We start from the raw sequence: 18,718 nt of genomic DNA, 5'->3' as shown, positions 1-18,718 counted from the left end.
CATCGCACTGTCCCTCGAAGGGACACACACCGCCCTCTGTCGAAAATGGCGCGTCCCAACTCTTTTCTTCGGCGTTTACCAGCCGCATAAAGACTCTTGAAACCATAGAGCGAGGTCCCGGGTGAGCGCACCGTTCCGCTTCCCGAAATTTTTTGTCACCAACCCGAGCCCGTGCCCGTATCTGCCGGGCAAGGTTGAGCGGAAGGTGTTCACTGAGCTCAGCGGCCGTCACGCGAGCGAGCTCAACGAGGCGCTCGGCCGAATCGGCTTCCGCCGCAGCCAGTCGGTCGCGTACCGCCCGAGCTGCATCGACTGCGCCGCCTGCGTCTCGGTCCGCGTGCTCGCCGCCGAGTTCGAGTCGACCGCGACCCAGCGCAAGATCCTCCGCCGCCACGCCGACCTTGAGGTCAGCGCGTGCAAGCCGTGGACCAGCGATGAGCAATATCAGCTGCTCCGCCGCTACCTCGCCGTGCGCCACCCCGGCGGCGGCATGGCCGAGATGGACGAGAGCGATTTCGCCGACATGGTCGAGCAGACGCCGGTCCGTACCTACGTGATCGAATATCGGGAGCCGACCGTGTCCGGGCGCCCCGGCAAGCTGGTCGGCGCCTGCCTCAGCGACCAGCAGGGCGACGGCCTGTCGATGATCTATAGCTTCTTCGATGTCGGGCCCGACGCGCGCAAAGGGCTCGGCACCTACATCATCCTTGACCACATCATCCGCGCCTCACGCGCCGGCCTGCCTTACGTCTACCTCGGCTATTGGGTCGAAGGCTCCAGCCGCATGGCCTACAAGACCGGGTTCCGCCCGCTCGAGCGGCTGGGCCGTGACGGCTGGCGGCGGATGGACGAGCTGCAGCGCGACCTGCCGCTGGAGGAGCCGCTCGCGCTTCCCACGCGCCGCGACCGCAAGCGCCTGCTGATCAACGCCTGAGGCGCCGCCGCTGGGCCTGGGGAACACAGCCGCTGTGGCATCGTTCTAAGCGCGAAACTACGTCAAAAGGGAGCGGAGCATGAGACGGATTGCGCTTATTATCGTTGCTACGGTCGCTGTTTCGGCATGCGCAACTACGCCCAAGACGCAAACCTGTCCCGACGGATCGGTGATCGCGGTGACCATTCCCTGTCCGCCTCCGCCTCCACCGCCCCCACCTCCGCCGCCGCCGATGGTCAGCTGTCCGGATGGAACGACGGTCCCGGCGGGCACGACGTGCCCGGTTCCACCGCCGCCTCCGCCTCCCCCGCCGGTGCGGCGTTCCGGCGAACGCGGCTAATCCTCAACGGCCGGCGCAAGTGCGCCGGCCGCTGCTTTGCAGCCCATAGCGTCGCCCGGCTCATGTCCGGTCGACCGAAGGCTGACATTGGCTCAAGGTAAAAAGGCGGAGCCTTCCGGCCCCGCCTTTTCCCCGTTGCCCCTGTTGAAATCGGTCTAAGCGACGGCGGCCTGCGGCTCGCTCGCCTCGTCTTCCTCGGCCTCGCGCAGCACATAGCCGCGGCCCCAGACCGTCTCGATGTAATTGGCGCCGCCGCAAGCCAGCGAAAGCTTCTTGCGCAGCTTGCAGATGAACACGTCGATGATCTTGAGTTCGGGCTCGTCCATGCCGCCGTAGAGATGATTGAGGAACATCTCCTTGGTCAGCGTCGTGCCCTTGCGGAGCGAAAGCAGCTCCAGCATCGCATATTCCTTGCCGGTCAGATGCACGCGCGAGCCGTCGACCTCGACCGTCTTGGCGTCGAGGTTCACGGCCAGCTTGCCGGTGCGGATGACCGATTGCGAATGGCCCTTCGAGCGGCGGACGATCGCATGGATGCGCGCGACCAGTTCGTCACGGTGGAACGGCTTGGTCACATAATCGTCGGCGCCGAAGCCCAATGCGCGGACCTTCGAATCCATCTCGCCGATGCCCGACAGGATCAGGACCGGGGTCGAGACCTTGGCCGTGCGAAGCTTCTTGAGCACGTCATAGCCGTGCATGTCGGGCAGGTTGAGGTCGAGAAGGATGATGTCGTAATCGTAGAGCTTGCCGAGATCGAGGCCCTCTTCGCCAAGATCGGTCGTATAGACGTTGAAACCTTCGGTCCCGAGCATCAGCTCGATGCTCTTGGCGGTCGTTGGTTCATCCTCAATCAGCAGCACGCGCATTGCTGGTCCCCCCGTCCGAGGCCGAAAGCGTAAATCGCTCTTAAGGGCCTTGAAGCATGCATTAACCATTCGAGGTCTGAAGGGAAAAGGTTAATATTTCCTAACACGCTGGTTTCCTTGGATTCGTTGCAAAGGAGTCACAAAATCATCCACAACCGCCACTTGCGCGAGGAGCGGACCGGCCCGCATGGGCGGCCGATGCTGCTCGCCGATCGCATCCTGTTCATCGACGCCGAGGCGCTGGTGCTCGACAAGCCGGCGGGCCTGCCGGTGGATGCGCCGCGCCGCGGCGGCGACAGCATCGCGGCCAGGCTCCATGAACTGAAATGCGGCTTCCGCCGGCCGCCGACGGCGATGCACCGGCTCGATACCGACACCAGCGGCTGCCTGCTGTTCGCGCGCAGCGCCGCTGCCCGCGCGCGCTTCCAGCAGCTGTTCGAGGCGCGCGCGGTCGAAAAATATTATCTTGCCGTTGTCGCCGGTGAGATCGCGGAGGAGGAGGGCGTCATCGACGCGCCGCTCGCCAAAGTGTCGAGCGAAAGGGCCGGGTGGAAGATGATCGTCGATCAGCATGGGCTCGAAGCGACAACGCGCTGGCGGCGGCTTTGCATTCGCGACGGCTCCACATTGGTCGAGTTTCGTCCCCTGACGGGACGCACGCACCAGATTCGCGCCCACGCGCGCGAAGCGTTCGGGCGCGGGATCATCGGCGACCGCGTCTATGGAATCCCCGGTGGGCCGATGCTGCTCCACGCGTCGCGGCTGGTCGTGCCGCGCGAGCGCAAGGAGACGATCGACGTCACCGCGCCGCTGCCCGAATATTTCGCGGAGTGGCGCGATGCGGCCTGAGGACGTGGACCTGCCCGAGGATGCGCTGAGCGAGGCTTTCCTGGCGGCGACGGGTCCCGGCGGGCAGAACGTCAACAAGGTCGCGACCGCGGTCCAGCTGCGCGTCGATCTGTTCAGGCTCGGCCTGCACCCTGACGTTTACGAGCGGCTCAAGCAGATCGCGGGCAGCCGCGTCACCGGCGCGGGCGAGCTGCTGATCACCGCGCGGCGCTTCCGCACGCAGGACGCCAACCGGACCGATGCACGGGCCAGGCTGGCGGAAATGATCGCCCAAGCCCATATCGCCCCGCGCAAGCGCAAAGCCACGCGGCCGAGCAAGGCGGCGAAGGCCAAGCGGGTGGAGCAGAAGCGCCAGCGCAGCGGCGTCAAGCAGACCCGCGGAAAGGTGACGTTCGACTGATGTACGATTTCAAGATCGAAGCGGCCGACACGGCGACGATGTACCGCGACCTCGCCTCCGCACTCGAGGGGCTGGTGACGGGAGAGCCGGACGCCATCGCCAACATGGCGAATGCGTCGGCACTCATCTACGAAACGCTGCCCGACGTGAACTGGGTCGGCTTCTACCGCAACGTCGGCGATGAGCTGGTGCTCGGGCCGTTCCAGGGCCGCCCGGCGTGTATCCGCATCAAGTTCGGCGAGGGCGTCTGCGGAGTCGCCGCGAAGACTCGGCAGGTCCAGCGGGTCGAAGACGTGCACGCGTTCCCCGGCCACATCGCGTGCGATGCCGCATCGGCAAGCGAGATTGTCCTGCCGCTAATCAAGGACGGCGAATTGCTCGGCGTGCTCGACATCGACAGCCCAAAAAAGGCGCGGTTCAGCGAAGAAGACGAAGCCGGCTGCGTGAAGCTCGCCGAAATCCTCTCGCGCGTGCTTTAGCTCAGCTGCTCGAGCCGCTCGTCGTTGAGCGATCCCGGGATGATCATCAGCGGGCAGGGCAGCTGGCCCGCGTCATGGCCCGCGAAATTGGCGACCAGCGGACCCGGGCTGCCGCTCGGCGCGGCGCCAAGCACCAGCGCCGCGACCTCGTCGCGCCCCTCGAGATACTCGCGCACCGTCTTCACCACTTCACCCTGACGCACGATGATGGTCGCTTCCATGCCGCATTCGTCGAGGGTTTCGCCGATCGCGGCACTGACCACGCCCTCGATCCTCAGGCGCTGCTCTTCCTCGATTGCGCTCTGCACGCCGCCGAACTGCACGAAATCCTGCGGCTCGACGATGCCCAGGACCTCGATCTTGCCGTCGGTCTTGACCGCGCGGCGGGCAGCGAAGCGCAAAGCGACGCGCGATTCCGCGCTGTCGTCGACGACCACCAAATAGGTGCGCCTGGCCTCGCTTTCCCCCATTTGTCGCAGTGCTGCGTGAAAGCGCGCTGAAGTGCAAGCGCGCGACTAGAGTTTCGGCGCAGACTTGACCGGACCCGCCGCATTGGCTTTGAGCCGCGCGAGCCTTCCAGCCCGGACACGCCCTCATGCCGATCGAACTCAAGATGCCCGCGCTTTCTCCGACGATGGAGGAGGGCACGCTCGCCAAGTGGCTGGTGAAGGAAGGCGACGAGGTCAAATCGGGCGACATCCTCGCTGAGATCGAGACCGACAAGGCAACGATGGAGTTCGAGGCGGTCGACGAGGGCAAGATCGCCAAAATCCTCGTTCCTGAAGGCACCGACGGGGTGAAGGTCGGCGCGCCGATCGCGATTATCGCCGGCGAGGGGGAGGATGCCGACGCCGCCGCGAGCGCCGCGCCGAAGGCGGATACGCCGCCGCCTGCGCCGCCCAAGGCGGCTCCCGCGCCGAAGCCGGACCAGACTCCGAAGGCGCCGCCCGCGACAGCAGCGGTTGAGACGCCCCCCGCGCCGAGCGCTCCGGCCGCACCGGCTCCGCCACCCCCCGACGGCGAGCGCGTCAAGGCTTCGCCGCTCGCGCGCCGGCTCGCGCAGGCGCAGAACATCGATCTGTCCGGTCTTCAGGGCAGCGGTCCCGGCGGCCGCATCGTCCGCGCCGACGTCGACGCCGCCGTCGGCAAGGCGCCGGGCGCCGCGCCGGGTGCTCAGGCGGCTGCGGCCCCGGCACCCGCACTCGGCACCCACCTCGTCATGCCGGGGCCGATCGAGCAGGCGATCCCGCACGAAGCGATCAAGCTCAGCAACATCCGCAAGACCATCGCGCGCCGCCTGACCGAGGCCAAGCAGCAGGTCCCGCACATCTATTTGACCGTCGACATCCAGCTCGACGCGTTGCTCAAGCTTCGCACCGAGCTCAACGCCGGGCTTGCCAGCCGCAATATCAAGCTCAGCGTCAACGATTTGCTGATCAAGGCCCTGGCCCAGGCGCTGATCGAGGTACCCGAATGCAATGTCGCCTTCGCCGGCGACCAGATGCTGAAATACAGCCGCGCCGACATCTCGGTCGCGGTGTCGATCCCGGCCGGGCTGATCACGCCGATCATCGTCGGCGCCGAAGCCAAGAGCCTGTCCGCGATCTCGACCGAGATGAAGGAGCTCGCCGGGCTCGCGCGCGACGGCAAGCTCCAGCCGCAGCAATATCAGGGGGGCACCGCGTCCATCTCGAACATGGGCATGTTCGGCATCAAGCAGTTCGAAGCGGTGATCAATCCGCCCCAGGGCATGATCATGGCCGTCGGCGCGGGCGAGAAGCGGCCCTACGTGATCAACGACAGCCTGCAGATTGCGACAATCATGAGCGCCACGGGCAGCTTCGACCACCGCGCGATCGACGGGGCCGACGGTGCGAAGCTGATGCAGGCGTTCAAGCGGCTGGTCGAGAACCCGCTCGGGATGCTGGCCTGATCAACAAGCGTAATTTGGAGAGCAAGCGTGCGCATAGCAGTCATCGGTAAGGGGAATGTCGGCTCGGCGCTCGCGCCGAACTTTGCCGCGGCAGGCCACGACGTCGTTTACGGTGTGCGCAACCCCGCCGATCCAAAATATGCGAGCGACGATGCGATCCCGCTGCGCACCGTCCAGGACGCCGTTGCGGGAGCGGAGGCGATACTGCTCGCCATTCATTGGGACGCCGTCGATGGCTTGCTGGCTGAAGCTGGCGACCTTTCGGGCAAGATCCTGATCGACTGCACCAATGCGTATGATTTCCACAACAATCTCGCGCCGCTCATCCCGCCCGACCAATCGGCTGCGACGATTATCGCGCGAAAGACGAACGCGGTCGTGGTGAAGGCTTTCAACCAGGTTGGGGCAGAGGTCATGGGCCAGGCACCGAAGCGTTCGCCCCGCCCGTTGCAGTTCGTTGCCTCCGATGATGCCGATGCAAAGGCCAAGGTGCTCAAGCTCGCGGAGGGCGCGGGCTTCGACGCTCGCGACGGCGGTCCGCTCGAATATGCGCGCGAGCTTGAGGGCATGGCCCGGCTGTGGATCGCCCAGGTGTTTCGCGGCATGCCCGGCGACACGGGATGGGTGCTGGTTTGACATGAAGTGGCTGACCGCACTGGCTTTCGGCGCAATCGTGGGCTTTGTCCTGCCGACGGCGCTCGATGCGCGAGCCGGCATCTGGATGGATAGCTGGGCAGGGTGGGGCACCGTTCGGCCGGATGCGAACTCGTCCAGCCTCCTGTTCTCGATCCCGCTGTTCCTCGGCACCGCACTGGCGTTTCGCCTTGTGTTCAACTGGCACAACCGCTGAGCGCATGGGGTCGCCTGACCGCATTCCCGTCATTCGAGTCACCGCGATGCCGGCCGACACCAACCCCTATGGCGGCGTGTTCGGCGGCTGGCTAATGGGCCAGATGGGCCTCGCCTGCGGGTCGTTCGCGTCGCGGCGGACGCGGGGCAAGGCGATCCTGGTCGCGGCGGACGCGGTTCGGTTCCCTGGCGCGATGGCGGTCGGCGACGAGCTCAGCGTCTATGTCGATCTGCTGAAGGAGGGCCGCACCTCGCTGCGGCTCAAAGCGGAAGCGATCGCCCGGCAGCGCGATGGCGAAGATGAGACCATCGTGGCCGAGGGCGAATTCACCTTCGTCGCGCTCGACGAAGCAGGCAAGCCGCGGGAGATCGCGGCAGAGGAACACCCAAATGGCTGACCAATACGACCTCATCGTCCTCGGCTCGGGTCCCGGCGGCTATGTCGCGGCGATCCGCGCGGCGCAGCTGGGCTTGAAGACCGCGATCATCGAACGCGAGTTGCTCGGCGGCATCTGCCTCAACTGGGGCTGCATCCCAACCAAGGCGTTGCTGCGCTCCGCCGAGGTGTTCCACTACATGACCCACGCCGACGCCTACGGCCTCAGCAACGAGAAACCGTCGTTCGACATCGCCAAGGTCGTCGCCCGCAGCCGCGCCGTCGCCAAGCAACTCAACCAGGGCGTCACGCACCTGATGAAGAAGAACAAGATCAATGTCGTGATGGGCGAGGGTAAGCTCACCGGCAAAGGCAAGCTCAGCGTCGCCGCCGCCGACGGCAAGGCGACCGAGCTGATCGCAAAACACATCATCGTCGCGACGGGCGCGCGGGCGCGCGACCTGCCGTTCGCCACGACCGACGGCAAGCGCATCTGGACCTACCGCCACGCGATGACCCCGCCGGAAATGCCGACCGAGCTGCTGGTTATCGGCTCGGGGGCGATCGGGATCGAGTTCGCGAGCTTCTACGCCGACCTCGGCGCCAAGGTGACCGTGGTCGAGATGCTCGAGCGCGTCGTCCCCGTCGAGGACGCCGAAGTCAGCGCGCAGCTCGCCAAGAGCCTGCAGAAGCAGGGGCTAACGATCCTGACCAGCGCGGGTGTCGAAAGCCTGACCGCTGACGCGAAGGGCGTCGCAGCGAAGATCAAGACCAGCGACGGCAAGACTTCGGAGCAGCGCTTCAGCCATTGCATCGTCGCCGTCGGGATCGTGCCGAACAGCGAGAACATCGGCCTGGAGGCGCTCGGCGTGAAGACGACCAAGGGCCATATCGACACCGATCCCTACGGCCGAACCAACGTGCCCGGCCTGTGGGCGATCGGCGACGTCACCGCGCCGCCGTGGCTGGCGCACAAGGCGATGCATGAAGCCGTCACGACGGCCGAAGCTATCGCGCAGGCGCTCGGCAACACGGACGTGCACCCGCACGCCGCCGATCCGAAGAACATCCCCGGCTGCACCTACTGCCGCCCGCAGGTCGCGAGCGTCGGCCTGACCGAGGCGGCCGCCAAGGAGAAAGGCTACGAGGTCAAGGTCGGCAAGTTCCCGGCGATCGGCAACGGCAAGGCGATCGCGCTCGGCGAGGTCGAGGGTTTCGTGAAGACCGTCTTCGACGCCAAGACCGGCGAGCTGCTCGGCGCGCACATGATCGGCGCCGAGGTCACCGAGCTGATCCAGGGCTACACCGTCGGCAAGACCGCCGAGCTGATCGACGAGGATTTCGTCCAGACGGTCTTCCCCCATCCGACCTTGTCGGAAATGATGCATGAAGCCGTGCTTGCCGCCGACGGACGGGTCCTGCACATTTGAGCGCGCATACCACCAGTGCGCGGACGCTCGTCATCGCGCTTGTCGCGAACCTCGGCATCGCGGCTTCGAAGTTCGTCGCGGCGGCCATCACGGGGTCGTCGGCCATGCTGACCGAGGGCGTGCACAGCGTCGTCGATTCGACCAACCAGCTGTTGCTGATGTGGGGCCGCCACGCCGCGAAGCGGCCGCCCGACAAGCTTCATCCGTTCGGCTATGGCCGCGAGCTCTATTTCTGGAGCTTCGTCGTCGCGGTCCTGGTCTTCGCGCTCGGCGCCGGCGTGTCGGTCTACGAAGGCATCGTCCATATCATGCACCCGGAGCCGGCGGTTTCGCCGGTGATCGCTTACGTCGTGCTCCTCGTCGCCTTCCTGCTCGAAGGCTGGTCAACGCTCGAAGCCTTCCGCGACTTCAACAAGGCCAGGGGCAATCTCAGCTGGTTCCAGGCGGTGCGCCAGTCCAAGGACCCGCCGGCATTCATCGTGCTGCTCGAAAACGGCGCGGCGATGGCCGGCATCGTCGCTGCTGCGGTCGGGCTGCTGCTCTCCCAACAGACCGGCGATCCCTTCTACGACGGCGCGGCCTCAGTCGTGATCGGGATCATCCTTGGCTGCACGGCGATGCTGCTCGCCTATGAATCCAAGGCGCTGCTGATCGGCGAAGCCGCCGATCCGGAGCTCGTCGCCGCATTGCACGACATGGTGGCTCAAAAGAAGGGGATTACGGCCGTCGGCCAGGTTCTGACGGTCCACAGCGCGCCCGACCAGATCACGGCCATGCTGTCCGTCGACTTCGATGACGACATCACCGCGCGCGACGTCGAGGCTTTGGTGTGGGGCATCGAAGTCGAAGCGGCCAAGCGCTTCCCGATGGTGCGTCGGCTGTACATTCGTCCGCGCAGCCCGGTCGACCTCGAGGTGACGCCGTCCTAGGCTAGCGCCGCTGGTAGGTGCCAATCAGTTCGGCGCGGCCGATCGGGTGCTTCTGAGCAGCGTTCTCGACATCCGTGATCTTCGGATTGGGCGAGATTCCGAGCCGATCGGTATCGAGCGCATAGAGCTTGAAGCGATAATGGTGCGGCTTGTCGCCCTTGGGCGGGCACGGACCCTTATAGCCGGCCTTCCCGGAATCGTTGACCGCCTGGGCGCCGACCGATTGGCCGGCCGCGATCGCGCGCGTCGCCGCGGGAATGTCGTAGGCGCCCCAGTGGTGGAAGGTCCCATGGGGAGCATCGGGATCGTCGACCACCAGGGCGAGGCTCTTCGTCCCCGGCGGCGGCTGGTCCCACGCCAGCGGCGGCGATTGGCCCGCGCCATCGCAACTATATTGGGTGGGGATCGCGCCGCCGTTTTGGAAGGCGCTGCTGGTGAGATTGAATTGGGCCACGGCCTTGTCGCTCCGTGCTCCGCAGCCGACCGCCGCCACCGCAAGGATGAGGGCCGGGATGGCGTATCGCCGCATGGATCTGGTTCCTTGCAGTCCGATACGTCGAACGGGCGGCCTTACATCCGGTTCCGGGAAACCAACCGACGCATTTGCGATATACTGCCGTAACGGAAGTGGTATGGCGCCTGTGCGGCCTCGGTCGCGACTCTGCCCGTCGGCGTTCTCCTCCCTCGCAGGCCGCGATATCCAGCGCCGCCAGGAAGAACGACAATTGCCTGACCGATCCTGCGCAATTGGTTTGAGCCGTCGGCCGCCGTCATCGCGCGCCGCCGGCCGGAAAGGAGCATGAAATGGCTGACGGAAGAACCGAGAAGCGCATCGCGGACTGGTCGGGCTGGGAATTTCTGCCCGGCATAGCCTTCATCATCATCGGCGTCCTCGCACTGACGATGGCGCCGCTGACCAGCCTTGCAACGGGAATTTATGTCGGCGCATTGCTGTGCGTCGCCGGCGCCTTCGCGTTCGTCGGCGGAGTATCGCACATCAGGCGAGGCGGAGGCTGGCTGGCCGCCCTGCTGGGGTTGCTGAGCCTCATTATCGGCATCGCCTTCCTCTACAATCCAGCAGCGGGCGCGATCACCCTCGTGTGGATGATCGGCGCCTGGCTGATCGTCGGCGGCATATTCGAGTTCGCGACGGCATTCACGACGCCGTTCGGAAGGGGCTGGCTGGTTTTCGTCGGCCTGGTTGACTTCGCGCTCGGAGCGCTCCTGCTGACGATGGAGCCCAGCCAGGCATTCTACTTCCTCGGCTATTATGTCGGCATCAGCTTCATCTTCCGCGGTCTGTGGACGGTCCTGTTTGTCGGCGGAGCCCACGAAGTCGATCGGACGGTGCGAGAGGCGGTCGCCTAGCCACCTTTGCCCCTTCGGGGCGGTTGACCCTCAGCCGCCCCGCCGCTATGTGCCCGCCCGTCCGCCAGGGCTCACGACCTCGTGTCCCTGAGTGCGGGCAAGAGCTGAACATTGCTCAACTTGCGTGACGGCCAGGCGGCCAAGGCTGCTTGGGCTTCGCGCAATTGCTGTTGGGCAAAGTAACCGCGGGGTCTTCCCGCAACGAAAGGTGAAGGGCTTCATGCCAACGATCAACCAGCTGATCCGCAAGGGTCGGGAACCGCAGAAGGCCAAGTCGAAGGTCCCTGCGATGGAGCAGAACCCGCAGAAGCGCGGCGTCTGTACCCGTGTCTATACGACGACCCCGAAGAAGCCGAACTCGGCGCTGCGCAAGGTGGCGAAGGTCCGCCTGACCAACCAGCGCGAAGTGATCAGCTACATCCCGGGCGAGGGCCACAACCTCCAGGAGCACAGCGTCGTGCTGATCCGTGGCGGCCGTGTGCGCGACCTTCCCGGTGTTCGTTATCACGTGCTTCGCGGCGTGCTCGACACCCAGGGCGTCAAGGACCGCAGGCAGTCGCGCTCCAAGTACGGCGCCAAGCGTCCCAAGTAATCCACGAGAGTAAGCCCCGGGCAAGTTGAAGTCCCGGAACCGGCTGAAGAGAAAGGAACCGTCCAATGTCTCGTCGTCGCCGCCCCGAAAAGCGCGAAATCCTCCCCGATCCCAGGTTTGGCGATCTCACGCTGTCCAAGTTCATGAACAGCGTCATGCTCGACGGCAAGAAGTCCGTCGCCGAAGGCATCGTCTATGGCGCGCTCGAAAGCGTCGAGGCCCGCCTCAAGCGCGAACCGCTCGGCGTGTTCCATGACGCCCTCAACAATGTGAAGCCGGGCATCGAGGTCCGCAGCCGCCGCGTCGGCGGCGCGACCTACCAGGTGCCGGTCGAGGTCCGTCCCGAGCGCTCTCAGGCGCTGGCGATCCGGTGGCTGATCACGGCTGCGCGCGCCCGTTCGGAGAAGACCATGTCGGCGCGCCTGTCGGGCGAGCTGATGGACGCCTCTCAGAACCGCGGCAACGCGGTCAAGAAGCGCGAGGACACGCACCGCATGGCCGAGGCGAACCGCGCCTTCAGCCATTATCGTTGGTAGTCATCCCGCCGGCCAGGGCCGCCGGGTGGCGCTGGTAGTTTTCGTACCTATATCGTGGGAAGCCGCATCCGCCGGCTCCCTACATCGCTAAGGAAGCTCTAGAAATGGCCCGCAGCCATCCGCTCGACCGCTATCGCAACATCGGCATCATGGCGCATATCGACGCCGGCAAGACGACCACGACCGAGCGCATCCTCTATTACACCGGCAAGTCCTACAAGATCGGCGAAGTCCACGAGGGCACCGCCACGATGGACTGGATGGAGCAGGAGCAGGAGCGCGGGATCACCATCACCTCGGCGGCGACGACCTGCTTCTGGTCGGCCGGCGATGGCCCTGAGCACCGGATCAACATCATCGACACGCCCGGTCACGTCGACTTCACCATCGAGGTCGAGCGCTCGCTGCGCGTGCTTGACGGCGCGGTCGCCTGTTTCGACGGCGTCGCAGGGGTCGAGCCTCAGTCGGAAACCGTGTGGCGGCAGGCCGAAAAATATCACGTGCCGCGGATGTGCTTCGTCAACAAGCTCGACCGCACCGGCGCGAACTTCGAGATGTGCGTCGGGATGATCAAGGACCGCCTCGGCGCGCGTCCCGCGGTGCTTTACCTGCCGATCGGCATCGAAGGCAGCTTCAAGGGCCTGGTCGACCTCGTCGAGAACCGCGCGATCATCTGGCTTGACGAGAGTCTCGGCGCGAAGTTCGTCTACGAAGAGATTCCGGCCGAGCTCAAGGACGCCGCGGCCGAAGCGCGCACGCATCTCATCGAGATGGCCGTCGAGCAGGACGACGCGGTGATGGAGGCCTATCTCGAGGGCACCGAGCCCGACATCGCGACGCTCAAGAAGCTGATCCGCAAGGGCACGCTCAACTTCTCGTTCGTGCCGGTGCTGTGCGGTTCGGCGTTCAAGAACAAGGGGGTTCAGCCTCTGCTCGACGCGGTCGTCGACTATTTGCCGTCGCCTCTCGATGTTCCACCGGTCGAGGGTATCAAGCCGGACACCGATGAGATCGAAAGCCGGGAGGCGGCCGACGGAGCGCCGTTCTCCGCGCTCGCGTTCAAGATCATGAATGACCCGTTCGTCGGCACGCTGACCTTTGCGCGCATCTATTCGGGCAAGCTCGAGACTTCATCGCAGGTCATGAACTCGGTCAAGGATAAGAAGGAAAAGGTCGGTCGGATGCTGCTCATGCATGCCAACGACCGCGAGGACATCCAGGTCGCCTACGCGGGCGATATCGTCGCGCTGGCCGGTCTCCAGGACACCACCACCGGCGACACTTTGTGTGCTTCCAACGCCCCGATCATCCTGGAGCGGATGGAGTTTCCAGACCCGGTCATCGAAGTCGCCGTTGAGCCCAAGACCAAGGTCGACCAGGAGAAGATGGGTGTCGCGCTCAATCGCCTGGCGCGCGAGGACCCGTCATTCCGGGTCACGACCGACCACGAGTCGGGTCAGACCATCATCAAGGGGATGGGCGAGCTCCATCTCGAAATCCTGGTCGATCGCATGAAGCGCGAGTTCAAGGTCGAGGCCAATGTCGGCGCGCCGCAGGTCGCCTATCGCGAATATCTCGCGAAGCCGGTCGAGCTGACCTACACCCACAAGAAGCAGTCGGGCGGCCGCGGTCAGTTCGGCGAGATCAAGATCAAGGCTATTCCAGCCGAACGCGGAACCGGGTTCCAGTTCTTCGATGAGGTCAAGGGCGGCAACGTCCCCAAGGAATATATCCCGTCGGTCGAGAAGGGCATTCGCGAGACAGCCGAGACCGGATCGCTGATCGGCTTTCCGATCATCGACTTCGAGGTTCACCTGCTCGATGGCAATTCGCATGACGTCGATTCCTCGGCGCTGGCATTCGAGATCACCGGCCGCGGCGCGATGCGCGAAGTGGCGCACAAGGCCGGCATCAAGCTGCTCGAGCCGATCATGAAGGTCGAGGTCGTGACCCCGGAGGATTATCTCGGCGACGTGATCGGCGATATCAACAGCCGGCGCGGCCAGATCCAGGGCACCGACAGCCGCGGCAACGCGCAGGTGGTCGAGGCAATCGTGCCGCTCGCGAACATGTTCGGCTACGTCAATCAGCTGCGTTCGTTCACCCAGGGCCGGGCGCAGTACACGATGCAATTCTCGCACTATGACGAAGTGCCGCAGAACGTCGCCGACGAGGTGAAGGCGAAACTGGCGTAAGCAAAAAATACTAGCTATGGGCGCGCTCGCGATCAGGGCGGGCCGCCCGATTTCCTACAGAAGAAGAGGCGTAAAATGGCGAAGGCGAAATTCCAGCGGACGAAGCCGCACTGCAACATCGGGACCATCGGTCACGTCGACCATGGCAAGACGTCGCTGACCGCGGCGATCACCAAGGTGCTGGCCGAGACCGGCGGCGCCGAGTTCGTCGCCTATGCGAACATCGACAAGGCGCCGGAAGAGCGCGAGCGCGGCATCACCATTTCGACTGCTCACGTCGAGTATGAGACCGAGAAGCGCCACTATGCGCACGTCGATTGCCCGGGCCACGCCGATTATGTGAAGAACATGATCACCGGCGCCGCCCAGATGGACGGCGCGATCCTCGTCGTGTCCGCCGCCGACGGCCCGATGCCGCAAACCAAGGAGCACATCCTGCTCGCCAAGCAGGTCGGCGTTCCGACCATGGTCGTGTACCTGAACAAGGTCGACCAGGTCGACGATCCCGAGCTCCTCGAACTGGTCGAGCTGGAGATCCGCGAGGAGCTCTCCAAGCGCGATTTCGACGGCGACAATATCCCGATCGTCACCGGTTCGGCTCTTGCCGCGCTTGAGGACAAGAACCCCGAGATCGGCAAGGAATCGATCCTCAAGCTGATGGCCGCGGTCGATGAGTGGATCCCGCAGCCCGAGCGTCCGCTCGACCGTCCCTTCCTGATGCCGATCGAGGACGTGTTCTCGATCTCGGGCCGCGGCACTGTCGTCACCGGCCGCGTCGAGCAAGGCATCGTCAAGGTCGGCGAGGAAGTCGAGATCGTCGGCATCCGCGACACCCAGAAGACCGTGGTCACCGGCGTCGAGATGTTCCGCAAGCTGCTCGACCAGGGCCAGGCCGGCGACAATATCGGCGCGCTTCTGCGCGGCGTCGGCCGTGAGGACGTCGAGCGCGGCCAGGTGCTGTGCAAGCCGGGCTCGATCAAGCCGCACACCGACTTCAGCGCCGAGGTCTATGTCCTGTCGAAGGACGAAGGCGGCCGTCACACGCCGTTCTTCGCCAACTATCGTCCGCAATTCTACTTCCGGACGACCGACGTCACCGGCGAGGTCGTGCTCCCCGAGGGCACCGAGATGGTGATGCCGGGCGACAACGTGAATCTGGGCGTCAAGCTGATCGCCCCGATCGCCATGGACCAAGGCCTGCGCTTCGCGATTCGCGAAGGCGGCCGTACGGTTGGCGCAGGGGTTGTCGCCAACATCACGAAGTAATATAGGGCGCCAACCGCGCGATTCTGGATCAGGGTCGCGCGGTTCGCTTTTGAGTTTGTTGGAATAAGCGGGCTTCGGCGGAAGTTGAAGCTCGCAGGCTCTTTCGCATCGGTAGGGACATGGAAACGCAGAACATCCGGATTCGCCTGAAGGCGTTCGATCATCGAGTGCTCGACCAGGCGACTGGCGACATCGCCGATACGGCGCGTCGCACGGGTGCTCTTATCCGCGGTCCCATTCCCCTGCCGACGCGCATTGAGAAGTTCACCGTCAATCGCTCGCCGCACGTCGACAAGAAGTCGCGCGAGCAGTTCGAGGTGAGGACCTACAAAAGGCTGCTCGACATCGTGCAGCCGACGCCGCAGACGGTCGACGCGCTGATGAAGCTCGATCTCGCCGCCGGCGTCGACGTGGAGATCAAACTGGCTTAACCGGCCAGCGCGCGCCGCAAGGTGCGCGGCAATGGGTGATACCGCCGGGGATTAGCTCCGGGCTGCGTCCCCGCCGCTCCTCGTGGGAGCACTAGCCCAGGCGGGGCACGCACCAGAATTTGGGCTGCATGCACCTGGAATTAGCCGGGTGCCTCTGTTTGAGGAGTTTGGTCATGCGCACCGGCGTGATCGCCAAGAAGGTCGGAATGACCCGCCTGTTCCAGGCGGACGGCCGGCACGTGCCCGTCACCGTACTGCAGCTCGACGAACTGCAGGTCGTTGGCCGCCGCGAAGCGGGCCGCGACGGCTACACCGCCGTCCAGCTCGGCGCCGGCAAGGCGAAGGCGAAGAATGTCGCCAAGCCGCAGCGCGCCGCCTTCGGCAAGGCCGAGGTCGAGCCCAAGGCCAAGGTCGCCGAATTCCGCGTTGCCGACGACGCGCTGCTCGACGTCGGCGCAATCATCAGCGCCGACCATTTCGTTCCCGGCCAGCTGGTCGATGTCGTTGGCGTCACCCAGGGCAAGGGCTTTGCCGGCGCGATGAAGCGCTGGGGCTTTAAGGGCCTGCGCGCGACTCACGGCGTGTCGGTGTCGCACCGCTCGCACGGCTCGACAGGGCAGCGTCAGGACCCGGGCAAGGTGTTCAAGAACAAGAAGATGGCGGGGCACATGGGCGCCCGCAACCGCACCCAGCAGAACCTCGAGGTCGTCCGCACCGACCCGATCCGCGGCCTGTTGTTCATCAAGGGCTCGGTCCCGGGACATAAGGGCAGCTGGCTGACGGTCAGCGACGCGATCAAGGTCCCCCGCAGCGAGAATGCGCCCTATCCGGCCGGCATCCTCGACACGAAGAAGCTGAACGAGGTCGAGGTCCCCGAGGCGGGCCTGGTCGATGATGCGGCGGTCCACGAGATGCCGGCGTTGCCGAGCGATGCGGAAGTCGCGGCGATCGCGGCCGAGCAGGAAGCCGGCGCGGCCGCCGAGGCCGTGGCTGCCGAGGCCGCCGAAGCTGAAGCCGCCGACGCGGCCCAGGCCGCAGAAAATGAAAAGGCCAGCGCGGTCGAGGACAGCATCAAGTCTGATCCCGACGCCGACGAAGGCAAGGAAGGCTAAGCGATGAAGGTCAAGGTACAGACCCTCGACGCGGGCAAGGGCGGCGACATCGAGCTCAACGACGAGATTTTCGCCGTCGAGCCCCGCGCCGACATCCTCCACCGCGTCGTCACCTGGCAGCTCGAAAAGCGTCGCGGCACGGCCCGTGGTGCTCGCGAGCGCTCGGAGGTTGCGCGCACCGGCAAGAAATTCGGCCGGCAGAAGGGCGGCGGCACCGCTCGTCACGGCGATCGCCGCGCTCCGATCTTCATCGGCGGCGGCAAGGCGCACGGGCCCCGCGTCCGCGACTTCAATCCTGCGCTGAACAAGAAGATTCGCGTCCTCGGCCTCAAGATGGCGCTGTCGGCGAAGGCCAAGGACGGCAATCTGATCGTCGTCGACAATCTCGACGTCGCCGAGGGCAAGACCAAGACTCTGCAAGCGCAGCTCGGCAAGCTCGGCTTCGGCAAGACCGCGCTGGTGATCGACGGGGACGCGCTCAACGTCGGTTTCGCCCGCGCCTCGTCGAACCTCGAAACGATCGACCTGCTGCCGGCGGCGGGCGCCAATGTTTACGACATCATGCGCCACGAGACGCTGGTCCTGACCCGCGCCGCGGTCGAGAAACTGGAGGCCCGCTTCAATGGCTAAGAAGCAGCAGGCGGCGCCCGACGCGCGCCACTACGACATCGTGCTCGCGCCGCACATCACCGAGAAGTCGACGATGCTGTCGGAGAATAATGCGGTCGTGTTCCGGGTCGCGCCAAACGCGACCAAGCCGGAGATCAAGGCGGCCGTCGAGGCGCTGTTCAACCGCAAGGTGGCCAGCGTGAACACGATTGTCGCCAAGGGTAAGACGAAGCGCTGGAAGGGTGCGCCCTACCGCCGCTCCGATATGAAGAAAGCGATCGTGAGGCTGGCCGAGGGCCAGGATCCGATCGACGTGACGAGCGGGATCTAAGCCATGGCTCTCAAGCAATATAAACCGACTTCGCCGGCGCGCCGCGGCCTCATCCTCGTCGACAAGTCGGCGCTGTGGAAGGGCAAGCCCGTCAAGGCGCTGACCGAAGGCAAGCGCAAGACCGGCGGGCGCAACAACAAGGGCCATGTGACTTCGCGCGGGATCGCCGGAGGTCACAAGCAGAAGTATCGCCAGATCGATTTCAAGCGCCGCACCTGGGACGTGCCCGCGACGGTCGAGCGTATCGAATATGACCCGAACCGCTCGGCCTTCATCGCGCTCGTCACCTACGAGGGCGGCGAGCAGGCCTATATCCTCGCGCCGCAGCGTCTCGCTCCGGGCGACAAGGTGATCGCCGGCAAGCGCGTCGACGTGAAGCCGGGCAACGCGATGGAGGTCGGCCAGATGCCGGTCGGGACGATCGTCCACAATGTCGAGCTCAAGCCGGGCAAGGGCGGCCAGATCGCGCGCGCCGCCGGGACCTATGTCCAGGTCGTCGGCCGCGACCGCGGCATGGTGATCGTCAGGCTGAATTCAGGCGAGCAGCGTTATGTCCGTTCGGACTGCATGGCGACCGTGGGCGCGGTGTCGAACCCCGACAACGGCAACCAGACGCTGGCCAAGGCGGGCCGGGTGCGCTGGATGGGCAAGCGCCCGCTGACCCGCGGGGTCGCCAAGAACCCGGTCGACCACCCGCACGGCGGCGGTGAAGGCCGCACCTCGGGCGGACGTCATCCGGTCACCCCGTGGGGCAAGCCGACCAAGGGCGCCCGCACTCGTCACAACAAGTCGACCGACAAGTTCATCATCCGGTCGCGTCACGCGAAGAAGAAGGGTTAAGCCATGGCCCGTTCCGTCTGGAAAGGTCCGTTCGTCGAGCTTTCGCTGCT

General features: G+C 65.3%; 23 protein-coding genes and 1 pseudogene. 21 read left to right on the top strand and 3 right to left on the bottom strand.

Going from position 1 to position 18,718, the window contains the following annotated elements; all coding sequences use genetic code 11:
• Positions 1-121 precede the first annotated feature (121 nt).
• Entirely contained in the window at positions 122-934 is an 813-nt protein-coding gene (locus tag ACJ8FR_RS04570) for an arginyltransferase (protein ID WP_407827438.1), read from the top strand.
• 79 nt (positions 935-1,013) lie between these two features.
• On the top strand, positions 1,014-1,274 hold the full coding sequence (locus ACJ8FR_RS04565; protein ID WP_407827437.1) for a hypothetical protein: 261 nt from the start codon (positions 1,014-1,016) through the stop codon (positions 1,272-1,274).
• Positions 1,275-1,429: 155 nt separating this feature from the next.
• Here the strand turns inward: ACJ8FR_RS04565 and ctrA are convergent, their stop codons facing one another.
• Positions 1,430-2,143: a response regulator transcription factor CtrA gene (gene ctrA, locus ACJ8FR_RS04560; protein WP_407827436.1), complete on the bottom strand. Its 714-nt coding sequence runs from the start codon at positions 2,141-2,143 to the stop codon at positions 1,430-1,432.
• 162 nt (positions 2,144-2,305) lie between these two features.
• Here ctrA and ACJ8FR_RS04555 point away from each other — a divergent pair, with 162 nt between their 5' ends.
• The 3 genes from ACJ8FR_RS04555 to ACJ8FR_RS04545 are packed head-to-tail and all read left to right on the top strand — an operon-like array spanning position 2,306 to position 3,871.
• Positions 2,306-2,992, top strand: a complete 687-nt coding sequence (locus ACJ8FR_RS04555) for an RluA family pseudouridine synthase (RefSeq protein ID WP_407827435.1) — start codon at positions 2,306-2,308, stop codon at positions 2,990-2,992.
• Positions 2,982-3,392 carry an alternative ribosome rescue aminoacyl-tRNA hydrolase ArfB gene (gene arfB, locus ACJ8FR_RS04550; RefSeq protein WP_407827434.1) on the top strand — a complete coding sequence of 137 codons (411 nt, stop codon included), beginning with the start codon at positions 2,982-2,984 and terminating at the stop codon, positions 3,390-3,392. Before ACJ8FR_RS04555 ends, arfB begins: the two co-directional genes overlap by 11 nt.
• Positions 3,392-3,871, top strand: a complete 480-nt coding sequence (locus tag ACJ8FR_RS04545; RefSeq protein WP_407827433.1) for a GAF domain-containing protein — start codon at positions 3,392-3,394, stop codon at positions 3,869-3,871. Before arfB ends, ACJ8FR_RS04545 begins: the two co-directional genes overlap by 1 nt.
• Here the strand turns inward: ACJ8FR_RS04545 and ACJ8FR_RS04540 are convergent.
• Complete coding sequence (locus ACJ8FR_RS04540; protein ID WP_407827432.1) at positions 3,868-4,341, bottom strand: universal stress protein; 474 nt, start codon at positions 4,339-4,341, stop codon at positions 3,868-3,870. The two genes, ACJ8FR_RS04545 and ACJ8FR_RS04540, sit on opposite strands and share 4 nt — an antisense overlap.
• A 125-nt stretch (positions 4,342-4,466) precedes the next feature.
• On the opposite strand from ACJ8FR_RS04540, the gene ACJ8FR_RS04535 reads away from it, so the two are divergent.
• From ACJ8FR_RS04535 to ACJ8FR_RS04510, 6 genes are read left to right on the top strand one after another with little or no spacing between them, the layout of a single operon-like run.
• Complete coding sequence (locus tag ACJ8FR_RS04535) at positions 4,467-5,804, top strand: pyruvate dehydrogenase complex dihydrolipoamide acetyltransferase (protein WP_407827431.1); 1,338 nt, start codon at positions 4,467-4,469, stop codon at positions 5,802-5,804.
• Positions 5,805-5,831: 27 nt separating this feature from the next.
• Positions 5,832-6,440, top strand: coding sequence for an NADPH-dependent F420 reductase (locus tag ACJ8FR_RS04530; protein ID WP_407827430.1), 609 nt, complete (start codon positions 5,832-5,834; stop codon positions 6,438-6,440).
• A 1-nt stretch (position 6,441) separates the two neighbouring features.
• Entirely contained in the window at positions 6,442-6,654 is a 213-nt protein-coding gene (locus tag ACJ8FR_RS04525; RefSeq protein ID WP_407827429.1) for a hypothetical protein, read from the top strand.
• A gap of 4 nt (positions 6,655-6,658) precedes the next feature.
• The gene (locus ACJ8FR_RS04520; RefSeq protein WP_407827428.1) at positions 6,659-7,051 is read left to right on the top strand and encodes an acyl-CoA thioesterase; all 393 of its coding nucleotides are present in this window, start codon (positions 6,659-6,661) and stop codon (positions 7,049-7,051) included.
• Entirely contained in the window at positions 7,044-8,459 is a 1,416-nt protein-coding gene (gene lpdA, locus ACJ8FR_RS04515) for a dihydrolipoyl dehydrogenase (protein ID WP_407827427.1), read from the top strand. Before ACJ8FR_RS04520 ends, lpdA begins: the two co-directional genes overlap by 8 nt.
• Positions 8,456-9,388 carry a cation diffusion facilitator family transporter gene (locus tag ACJ8FR_RS04510; protein ID WP_407827426.1) on the top strand — a complete coding sequence of 311 codons (933 nt, stop codon included), beginning with the start codon at positions 8,456-8,458 and terminating at the stop codon, positions 9,386-9,388. The genes lpdA and ACJ8FR_RS04510 overlap by 4 nt, the downstream gene beginning before the upstream one ends.
• Position 9,389: 1 nt before the next feature.
• Here ACJ8FR_RS04510 and ACJ8FR_RS04505 read toward each other — a convergent pair whose 3' ends face one another.
• On the bottom strand, positions 9,390-9,917 hold the full coding sequence (locus ACJ8FR_RS04505; protein WP_407827425.1) for a YbhB/YbcL family Raf kinase inhibitor-like protein: 528 nt from the start codon (positions 9,915-9,917) through the stop codon (positions 9,390-9,392).
• Positions 9,918-10,192: 275 nt separating this feature from the next.
• Here ACJ8FR_RS04505 and ACJ8FR_RS04500 point away from each other — a divergent pair, with 275 nt between their 5' ends.
• The 10 genes and pseudogenes from ACJ8FR_RS04500 (at position 10,193) to rplB (ending at position 18,668) form a co-directional block, all read left to right on the top strand.
• Complete coding sequence (locus ACJ8FR_RS04500; protein WP_407827424.1) at positions 10,193-10,756, top strand: HdeD family acid-resistance protein; 564 nt, start codon at positions 10,193-10,195, stop codon at positions 10,754-10,756.
• Between the two features lie 220 nt (positions 10,757-10,976).
• A complete protein-coding gene (gene rpsL, locus ACJ8FR_RS04495; RefSeq protein ID WP_028969180.1) occupies positions 10,977-11,348 on the top strand; it encodes a 30S ribosomal protein S12 in 372 nt (123 codons plus the stop codon).
• A 65-nt stretch (positions 11,349-11,413) separates the two neighbouring features.
• Positions 11,414-11,884 (top strand): 30S ribosomal protein S7, encoded by a 471-nt coding sequence (gene rpsG, locus ACJ8FR_RS04490; protein WP_407827423.1) that lies wholly within the window; start codon positions 11,414-11,416, stop codon positions 11,882-11,884.
• Between the two features lie 104 nt (positions 11,885-11,988).
• A complete protein-coding gene (gene fusA / locus ACJ8FR_RS04485) occupies positions 11,989-14,079 on the top strand; it encodes an elongation factor G (protein ID WP_407827422.1) in 2,091 nt (696 codons plus the stop codon).
• 75 nt (positions 14,080-14,154) lie between these two features.
• Positions 14,155-15,345 carry an elongation factor Tu gene (gene tuf, locus ACJ8FR_RS04480; RefSeq protein WP_407827421.1) on the top strand — a complete coding sequence of 397 codons (1,191 nt, stop codon included), beginning with the start codon at positions 14,155-14,157 and terminating at the stop codon, positions 15,343-15,345.
• A gap of 119 nt (positions 15,346-15,464) precedes the next feature.
• A complete protein-coding gene (rpsJ, locus tag ACJ8FR_RS04475; RefSeq protein ID WP_028969184.1) occupies positions 15,465-15,776 on the top strand; it encodes a 30S ribosomal protein S10 in 312 nt (103 codons plus the stop codon).
• A gap of 173 nt (positions 15,777-15,949) precedes the next feature.
• Positions 15,950-16,639: pseudogene (rplC, locus tag ACJ8FR_RS04470) on the top strand (50S ribosomal protein L3); the annotation flags it as partial.
• Positions 16,640-16,891: 252 nt separating this feature from the next.
• Positions 16,892-17,518 (top strand): 50S ribosomal protein L4, encoded by a 627-nt coding sequence (gene rplD / locus ACJ8FR_RS04465; RefSeq protein ID WP_407827420.1) that lies wholly within the window; start codon positions 16,892-16,894, stop codon positions 17,516-17,518.
• Entirely contained in the window at positions 17,511-17,828 is a 318-nt protein-coding gene (locus ACJ8FR_RS04460) for a 50S ribosomal protein L23 (protein WP_407827419.1), read from the top strand. The genes rplD and ACJ8FR_RS04460 overlap by 8 nt, the downstream gene beginning before the upstream one ends.
• Before the next feature lie 3 nt (positions 17,829-17,831).
• Entirely contained in the window at positions 17,832-18,668 is an 837-nt protein-coding gene (gene rplB, locus ACJ8FR_RS04455) for a 50S ribosomal protein L2 (protein WP_407827418.1), read from the top strand.
• Positions 18,669-18,718: the final 50 nt, after the last annotated feature.

Origin of the sequence: Sphingomonas sp. (genome assembly GCF_045810705.1) — a bacterium.
In the GTDB taxonomy this organism is placed as follows: domain Bacteria; phylum Pseudomonadota; class Alphaproteobacteria; order Sphingomonadales; family Sphingomonadaceae; genus Sphingomicrobium.
This window is presented reverse-complemented; position numbering and strand designations above follow the sequence as displayed.